Source organism: Mesorhizobium sp. WSM3879, from assembly GCF_002294915.1.
In the GTDB taxonomy this organism is placed as follows: domain Bacteria; phylum Pseudomonadota; class Alphaproteobacteria; order Rhizobiales; family Rhizobiaceae; genus Mesorhizobium.
The window spans coordinates 1-13319 of the sequence record NZ_NSFZ01000001.1 but is presented as its reverse complement, the minus strand read 5'-3'; the positions used below and the strand labels follow the sequence as shown (position 1 = coordinate 13319).

Here is a 13319-nt window from a genome sequence, read left to right as displayed (position 1 = left end):
ATGGCAAGCAGCGCGATACAAACGATTGCTCGACTGGAGCCGGCAAGCAACCGGCTGACGGTGCTGATCGCGCTCGGCGACGCGGCGCGAGCCGAGCAACTGGTCGATGCGCTTGCGGCGAGCGAGGACCTGCTGCCGATCCTCGCCGGGAGCGGCATGGGTCAAACGGCGGATGTCGCCTTGGTCGATGAGGCTGCTTCGGAAAGCCGGGCCGTGAGCCCGGCAACGCCATGTGTGCTGCTGTCGCGCCGCGCCGGCCATGAAAGGCCGGGCGGCAATGTGTTTGCGACGCTCCCGGCCTCCGCCGACGGCCTGCTGATTGCCGCCGCCTTGCGCTTGGCGGCGACCGGCTATCGCATCGGCCGGGCAGGACCGTCAGATCTTGGTGCACATGGCGAGTTCCACGCGGGGGTGTCCGAGGACGAGACGCCCGACGACAACCAGCCCCGCGCGGCGTTGTCGCCGCGCGAGGCTGAAGTGCTCGCACTGCTGGCGGAAGGCGCGCCCAACAAGGTGATCGCCCGTCGGCTCAACATCTCCGTCCACACGGCGAAATTCCACGTCGCCGCGATCCTGATCAAGCTCGGCGCCGCCAACCGCACCGATGCGATCGCCATCGCCATGCGGCAAGGGCTGGTGCTGGTCTAGACCCTTTCAGCACGACGCTGCGTAACCTCGGTCCGGTGCCTTTGGCCTTGCGCCACGGCTGCCCGCCGCGCAAGTTGCCTCCCTGTTGCAGAGGGAGCCGAGACATGTCGCTCAAGGGAAAGACGCTGTTCATCTCGGGCGGATCGCGCGGGATTGGGTTCGCGATCGCGCTGCGCGCGGCGCGCGACGGCGCCAATATAACGATTGCGGCCAAAACCGCCGAGCCGCATCCGAAGCTGCCGGGCACGATCTACAGCGCGGCCGAAGAGATCGAGCAGGCCGGCGGCAAGGCGCTGCCGGTGCTTTGCGACATCCGCGACGAGGCTCAGGTCGGCGAGGCGGTGGCAAAGACCGTCGAGCGGTTCGGCGGCATCGACATCTGCGTCAACAATGCCAGCGCCATCCAGCTTACCGGCACGCTGGAGACCGACATGAGGCGCTACGATCTGATGCACCAGATCAACACGCGCGGCACGTTCCTGGTGTCCAAAATGTGCATTCCACACCTGAAGTTGGCAAAGAATCCTCACATCCTGAATCTGGCGCCGCCGCTCGACATGAAGGCCAAGTGGTTCAAGAACCACGTCGCCTACACGATGGCCAAGTTCGGCATGTCCATGTGCACGCTCGGCATGAGCGCCGAGTTCGCCAAAGACGGCATCGCCGTCAATTCGCTATGGCCGTTCTCGACCATCGACACGGCCGCCGTGCGCAATCTCCTGGGTGGCGCCACGGTGGCTGCGATGAGCCGCTCGCCCGACATCATGGCCGATGCCGCGCGCGCGATCTTTCTGCGGCCGGCGCGCGAGGCGACCGGCAATTTCTACATCGACGAAGAGGTGCTGCGGGCAGAGGGCGTCACGGACTTTTCGGCCTATGCGCCAGGCGCGGCGGATCAGCTTGCCGGCGATTTTTTCGTGCCTGACGAGGTGTTCGCCAACTCGCCGACGAAGGTCAGAAGGATCTACTGAAAGCCCGCGGCCGCCTCATTCCGCGGCGCCCTTCCTGCCTTTCGACGGATTCGACGCGAGTTCGAGACGCTTCCTGAGATGTTCCGGGGCGGTTTCGCCCTGATCTACGCAATTCCGAAAACCGCTGCGCATTCTCCTGGAATTGCTCTGTGGGGTTCCACCGTATTTCCGGCAGGTGGACTTATTTTCAAGATAAAGCCCCGCCGGAGAGGGGCGCCGGCGGGGCTCATGTGTCCCGCTGGAGTCGGGACAGGGCAGGGAACGCCCTGACTGGAATCTGGGTGCCGCAATGCGGCGATTCAATGAGCACGGCGGGATGAGCGGGACAATTCTTCTTGAATTTCAAGAGAAAGGGCCCGTCCGGATCCGGACGGGCCCAATCTTGTCGCGCTGATTCCGAAAATCGGCTCAGGACCTTGAAGTCATTGCTCGTTGCTCGCCACAGGCGCCACCAGCGAGGTGATGCGGCGGATGGCGACACGACGGTTCTCGCGATTCGGGCTAGACGTATTCACCTTGAGATATTCCTCGCCATAGCCCTGTGTCGTGAGGTTCTCGGCCGGGACGCCGAAAGCGTTGGTCAACGCTTCGGCGACCGCCTCGGCACGCCGATCCGACAGTGCGAGGTTCGCGTCAGGCGTACCGACGGCGTCGGTGTGGCCCTCGATCAGGAAGGTCTCGGCCGGGTTCTTCTTGAGAAGTTTGTCCATGGCGGTGGCCACGCCTTCGAGCTTCTGCACTTCGGTGTCGGAAAGAGTCGCCGAGCCGAAATCGAAGTTGAGCGTGTCGAGGTCGATACGCCGGGCGATGTCGCGCACGCGGGCCGAGCGCTTGACCTCGTCGATCGAGTAGAGACGCTGCACCCTCTCCACCGGCGGCTGCTCGAGGAAGGTGTAATACTCGTCCGGATCCTCGACTTCTTCCGAATCCAGGATGTAGTCCCGACGCGATATGTCGAGACGCATCGGCGGCAGGTCGTCGCCTGGATCGCGCCAGTCGTCGACATCCTGGTAATAGCGCTCGTCGACATAGCTCAGCACATATTCGCGCCCGTCAGGCGTGATGCGCGAACGCTGGACAATGTCGCCATTGCGGTTGCGGATGGTGACGATCTTGACGCCATTCTCGCGCTCGACGGTCTCGCGGGTGCGGCCGCGCGGCAGATCCTCGTAATAGACGTCCCTGGCGCCACGGGTGATGCGAGGAGCCTCGTTGCTTTCCACGAAAGTCTGGTTGTTGAACTGGAGGATCACGCGGTCGCCGAACTGCTTCACCACATCCGCGCCCTGGGGCCGGCGGCGCTCGCGGACCACCTGCTCGGGCGTAAGCTCGATCCGCTTGCCCTTTTCCTCGGTGACCGGAACAAGCTTCTCAGGCTTGATCGCCTGCTGGGCCGCCTTGTCGTCGGTGGGCGGCGGCCCCTGATCGACCGCGGCAGGCCGCTGCTCGGCCTGATTGCCGCCCTGCTGTCCAGCCTGGTTGCCGCCTTGCTCGACACCGGCCTGGCCATTCTCGTTCTGGCCGGCCGGCTGGCGACCCTTGCGCTTGCGAACGACATCCTTCTGGCTGTCGAGAATGGGAGTCTCGTTCGCGTTGGCAGGGGCTTCGCCCTGTGCGGCAGCGCCGGCGTTCGCGCCGCCTTCAGCCGGCTGCTCACCGGTAGCGGGCTGGGTGGTTGCCTGGCCTTCGCTGGAGGGCTGCTTGGTCGAAGGTTGCTCTCCCGTCACCGCCTGACCGGTGCCGGGCTGCTCGCCGACCGTCTTTCTACGCTTGGTCTTGTCCAGAGGCTGTTCGCCTTCTGCCGGTGCTGCTTGCTGATTGTTCTGCATCGGCTCGGCCTGCTGCGCTTCGCCGGCAGGGGCTTCGGTCTTCGGCGCCTGCTCGGCCGGGGCGGTCTCGGTTTGCTGCTGATCCCGCTTCTTCCTGCGCAGCTTCGTGTTGTCGTTGGCGGGCGCCGCCTGTTCGGCAGGCTGCTCGGCCGGTGCGGTCTCGGTTTGCTGCTGCTGGCGCTTCTTCATGCGCGGCTGCTGTTCGTCGCTCGCCGGCGCCGTCTGTTCGGCGGGCTGCTCTGCCGGCGCCGTTTCGGTTTGCTGCTGCTGGCGCTTCTTCCTGCGCGGCTGCTGTTCGTCGCTCGCCGGCGCGGCCTGTTCGGCCGGCTGCTCGGCCGGTGCGGTTTCGGTCTGCTGCTGGCGCTTCTTCTTGCGCGGCTGCTGCTCGTCGGTCGCAGCCTGTCCGCCCTGATCGGCAGGGGCTGCCTCGATCTGCTGCTGTTGATCGCGTTTCTTGCGCGGTTTGAGCTGCTGCTCCGCCGGGGCCGCCTCTTCCGCCTGGCCGGACTGCTGCTGGTCCTGCCGCTTCCGGCGCGGCTTCTGCTCGGGCTCGGCGGACTGTTCGGCCGGCGCCGATTCCGTCTGCTGCTCGCGCTTCTTTTTCCTCGGCTGCTCGGCTTGCCCCTGCTGGCCTTGCGCACATTCCTCAGCCGATGGGCCTTCTGCGCAGTTCGACTGCGCTAGGATAAACGGCGTCCCCCGCGAAGGGCCGAGATCGGCCTGCAGCGGATACGCGCCCAACGGCGCGGATGCCATTAGCAGGCCGATTGCCGTACCTGCCAGAATCCGTGGTTGGCGTTTCATATCGATTTTCTCCTACTGGGGTCCCATCCCTGCCCAAACTTTCAACAGCATCAATTGGTTCCGCCGGGCATTGTTGTCAGCCAAGGATGCCCGGCCGGCCTTTTGAAGGCAATTTCGTGTTTTTCTAATGTTGATAATGGGTCACTGTGACAGCAGTGCTTGACCGACAGGTCCCGGAGGGCCAAATCCAGCCGCATGAATGCGCCATTTTGGAAAACCAAGACGCTCGAGGCCATGACGCCGGCCGAATGGGAATCACTCTGTGACGGCTGCGGCAAATGCTGCCTGTCCAAGCTCGAGGACGAGGATACCGGCGAAATCTATTGGACGAGCGTCGGCTGCCGGCTGTTCGACGCCGAAAAATGCCTTTGCTCGGATTATGCCAACCGGCTGGCGCGCGTGCCCGATTGCGTCGGACTGACACCGCAGAATGTGCGCACCATCACCTGGCTGCCCAAGACATGCGCCTACCGGCTCATCGCCGAGGGACACGACCTCTACTGGTGGCACAAACTGGTTTCGGGAAGCGCGGAGACCGTGCATGAGGCCGGGATCTCGATCCGCGGCCGGGTGAAGGCCAAGGAAACGGATCTCGCCGAGCCGGACGACTATTTTGATTATGTGCTTGATGACGAACCCTGACGGGTTCGCATCTTGATGAGGAACCCTGACGGGTCCGCAACTTGATGACGAACCCTGACGGGTTCGCATCTTGATGACGAAGCCTGGCGGCTTCGCATCTTGATGACGAAGCCTGGCGGCTTCGCATCTTGATGACGAAGCCTGGCGGCTTCGCATCTTGATGACGAGCCTGGCGGCTTCGCATCTTGAAACTCGAGGGAACTGGGGCCTCGGTGACGCGTTCCCCGCGTCAGATTTGGAAGTGCATTCGGGTGAGGGTTTTGCGTTTCTTCCACATGAACCGGACATGAACGGCCGGTTCGCACAAAGTTCAGACACAAAAAGGCATTTTGTAATCATTGGTTCGCCAATCATCCGTTCAAGGGCGAGAGGCCCACAACAAGGAGAGAGACAATGTTCAACCAGATCAAGACGGCAGCCCTTTCGGCCCTTGTCGGGCTTGGCACGCTCGGCGCCATCCCGGCGGCGCATGCGGACAGCCTCTATCTCGGCTTCGGCAACAATCACGATCCGCGCTTCGGCGTCTACACCGGCGATGATGGCTATTACCGCCGCGATCGCGACTGGCGCCGCCGCGGCTGCTCGCCGGACCGCGCGCTCGACAAGGCCGAGCGTATGGGCCTGCACCGCGTTCGCATCGTCGACATCAGCCGCCGAACGGTGAAGGTGGCCGGCCGTCAGTATGGCGACCGCGTGGTGGTGGTCTTCGCCAACGAGCGTGGCTGCCCGATCATCTATCGCTGAGGCTTTTCTGGAGCCTGCGAGGACCGGCTTGGCATGATCCTCTGCAGGACCAGCTGACCTTCTGCGAGGCCGGTAGAAGGGACTCGCTGAGGGTCACCTGTGAGTAGTGGAGCCCCTTCGGCCAGTGCTGAAGCGCGGCTCAGATAAACCCCGGAGGATCGTCCTCCGGGGTTTAGTTTTGTCCGATTAGCAGAAGCGGGCGGGCTATTTCAGCTCGAACGTGACGGTCACCTGGACGGTGTAGGAATTCTCGCCGGCCTGCACCGGCACGGCGGCGCGGGCGGCATCGAAAGCCTTGGCGTTTAGCGGCATCGGCGCCGGCGCGACGTTCTGGTCGGTGATCTCGATCACCTTGCCAAGGTTGACGCCGGCGGCCGCGGCGAGCGTCTTGGCCTTGGCGAGCGCGTCGGCAACCGCCTTCTTGCGCGCCTCGGTGATGGTGGCCTTCGGATCATCGTTGGTGAAGGCGATGCCGCCGCCCTGGTTGACCCCGAGCGACACCGCCTTGTCGAGGATGTCGCCGGTCTTGTCGACGTCGCGCACGCGCACCGACAGTGTGTTCGTCACCTGGTAGGCAACGAGCTCGGCTTCCTGGCTGCCGTCCGCCTTGTTGGTGTAATTGTAGCGCGGATTGATCTGGATGCCGGCTGTCTGCAGGTCGCGATCGGCAATGCCGGCCGATTTCATCGCCGCGATCACGGCCGCCATGGCATCATTGTTGGCATCGAGCGCGGCGCGCGCGGTCTTTGCCTCACGCATGACGCTGAGCGTCAGGATCGCCATGTCCGGCGCGACAGTCGCTTCGCCTTCGCCCGAGACGACAATGCGCGGAGGCGGCTGCGTGTCGGCGGCGCTTGCCAGCGCCGGAAACGCGATCGCGGCAGCGAGCGCGACAGGCAAAAGATACTTGGTCATGAAAACTCCTCGAAATCTGCGATCCGGTATCACCTCTGCCCAGACTCGAAAAAGGCATCGATTCCCGGCGTTGCGGGCAGTCCGGACCAGTTCACGCGCCTGATGGGCGCGCACGCCGCTGTACGAAGCGAATATGAGCTGATTTTGGCATTTGCCGCCAGCGCTTTCGAAAGCCTTGTGCCGGGCGGCGAAAAACACTAAGCCAGCCCGCGTGGGGCCTGTAGCTCAATGGTTAGAGCCGGCGGCTCATAACCGCTTGGTTGGGGGTTCGAGTCCCTCCGGGCCCACCATTATCGGGGTAGCCCACCCGGCAGGCTCATTTCGACGCAAGCCGAATGTGTCGCTCGCGACTGACGTGCCGGGTAGGATACCAGTATTCGACAGCTCCATCTACGGCGACCGGAAACCTAGCCGCCACGGCAACCCACTTTCTTATGCACCAATAGGTTACGAGGCAGTTCGCCGAAATAGATTCAAGAAGCCGATCCGGCCACTCGCCCATTTCTTTGGCGCTGTGGATGGCTGCTTTGCGCCTGATGGCCGCCATTGATTTCTACTTGGTCGTTTCCCGAAAGCAGACGTTCGGGTCAGGCGGCATGATGTCCGGATTGGGACCCGCAACTGCCTTCGCCTGGTTCCCGGAGGGTATAACGACTCCACAACTTGGAACAGGGAAGGGAATCCCCAGTTGCTTCGCTTTTGCCTCGATTTTCCGGTCCGAGCTTTGCGTGTCCTAAACTTCAACTACGGTCTCTGCTACAAATCGGTATGAAATAACGCCGAAGGATTCGGGCTCAGAATGTCGACCAAGCTGGTTCGTGAAAAGATTGTCGAATTTCTGAAGTCTGGGTTGCCGGAGGTGCTTTGCATCCGCGGCAACTGGGGCACAGGAAAGACCTACACATGGAACGACGTTCTTAACACTGCCGCCAAAGCCGAGGGTGGCCTTGCCTGCGAAAAATACGCCTATGTTTCCCTCTTTGGCTTGAACAACGTCGAGGATGTGAAGCGGGAGATCGTAAACCAGACCATCGCACGTGATCGTATCGGTGCGGAATTCGATCCCAACAACTTAAGCTCGATCTACAATGACGGGGTTTCGGTCTTCAAAAAGAATTCCGGGTTTGTCGGGAAGCTCTTTGAAAATTACTACGGGGCCGCCATTTCAGTGATGACGCTCCTCATCCGCAATCGGCTGATCTGCATCGACGACCTTGAAAGAAAGGGAGACCAGCTTCGGATCACCGACGTGATGGGTCTGATCTCTCAGCTCAAGGAAGAACGACAATGCAAAGTTGTGCTGCTCCTGAACGATGAGCAGCTTCGCGACCGCACTGCGTTCGAAGGATATTTGGAGAAGGTTGTCGACATAAACCTAAGCTTTACGCCCACCGCTCAGGAGAGCGTCGAGATAGCGCTCAAAGGCCTTGAGGGCGATCCAAAACTTAAAGAGATGGTGAAGGGCCGCGCTACTGCCCTCTCCATCGACAACGTACGCGTCATCCGAAAGCTTTTTGGTTTCGCCGAGCAGGCCGAGCCGCTGGTGAAGGGTTACAAGGCCGGCGTTCTGGAAAGTGTGGTTAGTTCCATCGTGCTGCTGGGGTGGTGCCATCTCCAACCTGAGGTGGCGCCCTCAGTTAACTTCATCATGAGCAGGCAGGGTATCTACGCTGGGTACAACGACGACAAGGAAGGCGCTTTAACGCCCGAGCAGCAGAAGTGGGTAAAGTTGCTGGATGATTATGGGTACGCCCACACGGACGAGCTTGATACCGTGCTATTGAATGGCATCCAGGATGGGTATTTCTCGAAAGAAAAGGTCGACCGTCACGCCGACGCGCTCAATGATAGGGTGGAGGCGAACGAGGCTGCCGAGCAGATACGGCGAGCGTGGCGGACTTTGTTTGATACATTCAACGGCACCGTAGACGAAGGTTTGGCGCCCTTTTTGGAATGCTTTTCGACCAAAGCCAAATACTATTCTCTTAACGAGACCATAGGCGTCGTAAATGCCCATCGGACGCTTGACCGGGCGGCGCGGGGCAACGAGCTCTTCGAGTTTTACGTGCAGGCAAATCGCGACTTCAAAGGCGCTTTTGATATTAGCGGCATCGAAATGTACGGAACTCCGGTGCCAGAGGATCTGCAAGTCCGCCTTGCGGAACTGGATGTCGATCAAGATCCTAAGCCGGCGGTTGACGAGCTATTCCTGATGTTAGACGGCGAGGGTTACAATAGTGACGTCACCGAGGCCTTGGCAGCCGTTCCCGTTGAGGAATACGTGCAGGTATTGAAGCGTCATGAAGGCGAGGATTTCCTGAAAATACGACGGGGCCTTACGCAGTGGAGGCAACTGGTGAATCCCAGTGAGGCTCATGAGAAGATAATGAGAAACGCAGGGCTGGCCCTCAAACAGATTCAGGAGGAAAGCCCCTTGAATAAATATCGGGTTCAGAGTTGGGGGCTTGTTCAGCGACTGGACAGAGCGGCAGCAGTTGGCGTGGACGCTGCGCCGCAGGAACAAGCTTAGCGATATGTCGGCTACTCGCGGGGTCAGCGGCCCCTATCCGATTCAACGACCCGAATGCGGACCGAACGCTTCCGGCCCCCTTTCGGTCATTCACCAGGAGGAAGTTGCTGGCTAGTTAGGGCTCCATCGTCGATATCTCGAAGCCAGTAACTATTCTCGTCCATCGTCTTTGGGTTCGCCAGACCGACCGAGAGAATACGAGGGAAACGGGTAGGCGAACCACTCGCGGCATTCGCAATCGCTGCCGGGGCAGCACTCGGCCGCTGATCCATAACAGAGGTGCCAAGGCCGGCCTGTCAGGTGTGCGGGCTTATATCTAGCTGTTCCGCAACGACCGTGCTCCCGGCAAATCCCACCTCAATACAAATTTGGGCTCGTATCTTCGGTCCGCGATTAGACGACTGACCCACTACCAAAAAGCAGTTGCCAGACGATGAACTTTAGGTGTAGCTTAACTAACACGTGCGCAACCACTTGACCCAAGGGGAGGGAGTCTCATGCGCATCATCTTACAAATCCTACTTCTTCTATTGTGGACGGGGGTCACCGGCCCAGAACCTTCTGGCGGGGTCCATTCAAGCGCAGATCGCATTTGAAGCTTGCGGGTAAGGCACCCCAGGCCAAGTGCCGGAGGTGAGGCGGCATTGCTACAATGGGCGAGGCGCGACCGCTGTGAGCCACTACATTAAGAGTTCAGGTAATGCTTTGCTCGGGACTGTTACCCGCCATTGCAATAAGGATTGTGGAGGATATGTGGCCTGCGGCCTTACGGGCACTCAGGTAAGGAAATGACCCACTCCTCAAAGCGCTGAAACTGCCCAGTGCGAGTGCGCCGCCAAGGGTTACAGAACCGCTCAATGCAGTTATCGTTTGGTGTGCTCGCCCATACGGTGCGAGCATCCCTGATAGCAGGAGGGTAAGATGCGTACCGCAGCTGTCGGATTGCTTGCACTGTTTGCCCTAGGTTTGGTCTCGGCAGCCGCTGTCGGGCCGGCCACCGCTGGGACTGTCGGGGCCGCTGTCTGGAACGGCTGTAAGAACTCAATGTACAACCGGTACAATAACCTACGCGGCGCTAAGGTCTTTGTCGGGGGCTATAACAGGAGCACTGGCAGCACACACTGCTTCTGGACCTGGAACGATAAAAGGAAAGCAACGTCAGCCAACGCCAAGGCCATGATGGCCGAGACAGTCCGTGACTGCAAACGTGCCGGCTACGACTACTGCGAAGTGTACGCGCTCAACGGGTCTCTCACTGAAGCAGGCCTTTACGCACGTAATTTGGGTGTCGCTGAGTATCACGACGAGCAGCAAAGGCGGGAGCAGCAAACCAACGCTGACGTGGATATGTTCATGCGCTCGTTCCTCGGAGCAATGGGCAGCATGCAAAACAACTCCGAACCCGTTTATCGCCCACGGTATCGACCGGGCTACAGCAATTCTCCAGCCAAGGATAAATGGAATTATAATAACAATGGCACTGTCTGTACACCTGCACAGCGGGCCCGCGGATGGTCAGAGGAACGCTGCGCTTTGAACTGAGAACGTGTGCTTCGCCTACGGCCAAGTCCGGAACAGCGAGATCGTGCGGCGAACACTGGCGGCCAATTGCCAGAACAGCAGCAAAGGCGACGTGTGCATCGCTCGGTGAAGGTTGATTGGTCGCGTCGAGTGCTCGGCCGGCAACACAGTGGGCTAACTGCATATCATCTCGGGTAGCTAGCTGTGGAGCCTCAACAGATTATCCTCGGTAAGGCCGAGTCGGCTGACGTGACCTGGAGCTAGAGTCCGGCCTCGATTGAAGGACGGGCTGATGAGAAAATGCGTGCTGGGGAATTCGGTATAAAGGGGATGAGCAATAACCAAGGGAGGAAACTATCGTGCGTACAATTATCACCTATACTTGTCGGCCTGACCTGCGTATCTGGTTGCTCCACAGCTCAAATTAATTCAACGACGGACGCATTTGTGCCGTTGATGAACCAGACGCTTTCACAACCTCGGCGGCAGGCACCTGTTTACCGCCGACCTGCCCCTTATCGCCCGCCGCCGCCGCGACGAGCGCCCGTCTACCAGAATAGCCCAGATTGTCCATCAGGAGAGTATATGTCAGATGGTCAGTGCATAGCCACGAGCGCTCAATAGGATCTGGAATGTACTAAGCGCGAAATAACAAAGAGATTCTTCGGATGTTGAACTGACAGGTTCAGATTGAATATATGGGTTAGCCATGAAACAGCGTGTAGCAATCATTATTAGCCTGGCTGCAACCTTGATATGTTCGCAAGGTTCTGCGGCTTCGATAGGAAGCGAGTCGGGGCCCGCCTTCAAAGGTCCAGCCTCAGATCAGGTGGCTATGTCAGTCCTTCCCGGCGTCAAGCGTCAGGCGGAGAACATGTCTCCCATCATCAAAGTGGATCAGTGTACGAAGGGCTGTGAAATCGTCTACAGGCACTGCAAGGCAGTTGGCGCACCAGACTGCAGAGATAATTACAACGTATGCATGAATAGTTGCGATTGACTAACTGCACGCAGGAGACGGCCCTTGGGAGGCCCCATGGAAAGCCATCCCAATGGCGACCGTCGAGAGGAGGTTGAAAAATGTCATCGATAGCAAAGGCCCTAGTGGCCGCGGCCGTGGCGGCCTCAATTTTTGGGGGCGCGGCATCGGCTTACGCCGCCGGCTCGTGGTCTCGTGGCGACGACCAATCCAAAATTCGGCTCCAGTCCCAATGGTCCGCTGCCCACAAGGAAGGAAGGCGAATTCTGGCACAGGGCGGCGATGATCCCGGCGACGGGTTTGGTCCCTATCCACCGGGCTGCAGCAACAAGTACTCGTTTGACGCGTGCGCCGTCGGCGGAAAGGGATGCTCGCTGCATGATAGGGTGAGGTGCGCACCAATCTGCTCGGACCTCTGCGACGACTGAGCGATCAGGGGCCGATTCTTTATCCTCTGCAGGATTGCCCATGTTATCCCGTTCCGCCGGGTGGCGGCGGAGATTGGTGTTTGCGCGCCATCGCTCCGGGGGGCCGACCGCACCGATCATCGGTATCACGGCTCAGGCGCTAAGGCGGCGACAAAGTGCAAGTTTGCCCGCGCCGTCGGCGGCCCCAAAACGGTCGTTGGATAGCTCTACACGCCATCGGCGCATTCCCGGCATCATCGCCGGAACGCGCGAAGGCCTTCGCAAGTAGTGTGAAGGGCGGGGGTGCGAGAAACCCCTGTACGGGCTCTTCGCATCCAAAACGGCAACGAGCTGGCAACAAATGCGGTGTAGCTCTCGCCAAACCGGTGTAGGCTTGGCGGTGTTTCGAGCCCGTGTGTTGCCACTTTGGAAACATCGAGCCAAAACCGCGCAGGCTGCTAAACGGGCCCTCAAGCCTTGCAATTCAAGGCGGCAGCGGCCATTTAGGCGCGCGTCGCTGCGGTAACTCAGTGGTAGAGCACTCCCTTGGTAAGGGAGAGGTCGAAGCTACAACTCCCTCGCGCTTCAATGGCAGCCATTTGATTTCGATGCCGTGAAAGCGGACTGTCTGCAAACCATTTCGGTCATTCACCAGGAGGAAGTGGCTGGCTACTTAGGGCTCCATCGTCGATATCTCGAAGCCAGTAACTATCCTCGTCCATCGTCTTTCGGTTCGCCAGACCATACGAGAGAATACGAGGGAAACGGGTAGGCGAACCACCCGCTAACATATTGATTTCCTGTCGAACGACGACCCTCCGGGCCCACCATAACCTTTGATTTCGTTGCCGAAAATTGAGCGAGGCCAGAAACTTCCGGGCCCGTTGACGGGCTGGGCAAAAGGCGATCCCCGCGTTTGCTCCCGTCAAGTTGGAGGCGCAGCACCATCGAGTGACTAACCACCATTGCCCGGACGACACAAGCCTACACTGCCGCTGCATGCCCATGCTGGAAGGCCAAACTCGGGGCCGCCACTTGTTACCGTTCGCTTCCGGCCGCTGCTCCAGATTGTTGGGGCAGCATCTTATGAAGCGAGGTGAATAGCAGACGGCAACGAGTTGATGTCCTTGATCTCCAAGGTTTATTAGAAGCGGCGGATTTTCATGTGAGTCCATAGCCTGCGGCAGTGAAGTAGTTTCTGCATTCTGTTAGGGAGAACAGATTGCAGATATCGCCGATGGCCTGCCACAGAGCGTCGATGGTTCTGATGGCCTTTGCGCGCAGATGCGCCTTGAGCTTGGCGAAGGCCATTTCGATCGGGTTGAGATC

9 protein-coding genes, 1 tRNA gene and 1 pseudogene are annotated in these 13319 nt (G+C 60.0%); 8 read left to right on the top strand and 3 right to left on the bottom strand.

The features are described from left to right. Positions 1 to 648, top strand: a complete 648-nt coding sequence (locus tag CK218_RS00060; protein WP_095781350.1) for a helix-turn-helix transcriptional regulator — start codon at positions 1 to 3, stop codon at positions 646 to 648. Between the two features lie 104 nt (positions 649 to 752). After that, positions 753 to 1619: an NAD(P)-dependent oxidoreductase gene (locus CK218_RS00055; RefSeq protein WP_095826520.1), complete on the top strand. Its 867-nt coding sequence runs from the start codon at positions 753 to 755 to the stop codon at positions 1617 to 1619. Between the two features lie 422 nt (positions 1620 to 2041). Here the strand turns inward: CK218_RS00055 and CK218_RS00050 are convergent, their stop codons facing one another. Then, positions 2042 to 3637, bottom strand: coding sequence for an OmpA family protein (locus CK218_RS00050; RefSeq protein ID WP_245434823.1), 1596 nt, complete (start codon positions 3635 to 3637; stop codon positions 2042 to 2044). On the opposite strand from CK218_RS00050, the gene CK218_RS31005 reads away from it, so the two are divergent. The 3 genes from CK218_RS31005 to CK218_RS00040 all read left to right on the top strand — a co-directional run bounded on the left by CK218_RS31005 (position 3614) and on the right by CK218_RS00040 (position 5638). Further along, entirely contained in the window at positions 3614 to 4132 is a 519-nt protein-coding gene (locus CK218_RS31005) for a hypothetical protein (RefSeq protein ID WP_245434820.1), read from the top strand. The genes CK218_RS00050 and CK218_RS31005 overlap by 24 nt on opposite strands. A 315-nt stretch (positions 4133 to 4447) precedes the next feature. Continuing rightward, a complete protein-coding gene (locus tag CK218_RS00045; RefSeq protein WP_066994651.1) occupies positions 4448 to 4894 on the top strand; it encodes a YcgN family cysteine cluster protein in 447 nt (148 codons plus the stop codon). A 393-nt stretch (positions 4895 to 5287) separates the two neighbouring features. Beyond that, positions 5288 to 5638, top strand: a complete 351-nt coding sequence (locus tag CK218_RS00040) for a hypothetical protein (RefSeq protein WP_095779689.1) — start codon at positions 5288 to 5290, stop codon at positions 5636 to 5638. Positions 5639 to 5842: 204 nt separating this feature from the next. Here CK218_RS00040 and CK218_RS00035 read toward each other — a convergent pair whose 3' ends face one another. Continuing rightward, a complete protein-coding gene (locus tag CK218_RS00035; RefSeq protein ID WP_095801601.1) occupies positions 5843 to 6553 on the bottom strand; it encodes an SIMPL domain-containing protein in 711 nt (236 codons plus the stop codon). A 214-nt stretch (positions 6554 to 6767) separates the two neighbouring features. Between CK218_RS00035 and CK218_RS00030 the strand changes: the two genes are divergently transcribed. The 3 genes from CK218_RS00030 to CK218_RS00015 all read left to right on the top strand — a co-directional run bounded on the left by CK218_RS00030 (position 6768) and on the right by CK218_RS00015 (position 10625). Continuing rightward, positions 6768 to 6843 (top strand) — tRNA-Ile (locus CK218_RS00030). A 509-nt stretch (positions 6844 to 7352) separates the two neighbouring features. Next, positions 7353 to 9083, top strand: coding sequence for a hypothetical protein (locus CK218_RS00020; protein WP_095826517.1), 1731 nt, complete (start codon positions 7353 to 7355; stop codon positions 9081 to 9083). A 921-nt stretch (positions 9084 to 10004) separates the two neighbouring features. Beyond that, entirely contained in the window at positions 10005 to 10625 is a 621-nt protein-coding gene (locus CK218_RS00015; RefSeq protein ID WP_095826516.1) for a hypothetical protein, read from the top strand. A gap of 2526 nt (positions 10626 to 13151) precedes the next feature. Here CK218_RS00015 and CK218_RS31000 read toward each other — a convergent pair. Then, positions 13152 to 13319 (bottom strand): annotated as a pseudogene (locus tag CK218_RS31000) (IS630 family transposase); the annotation flags it as partial.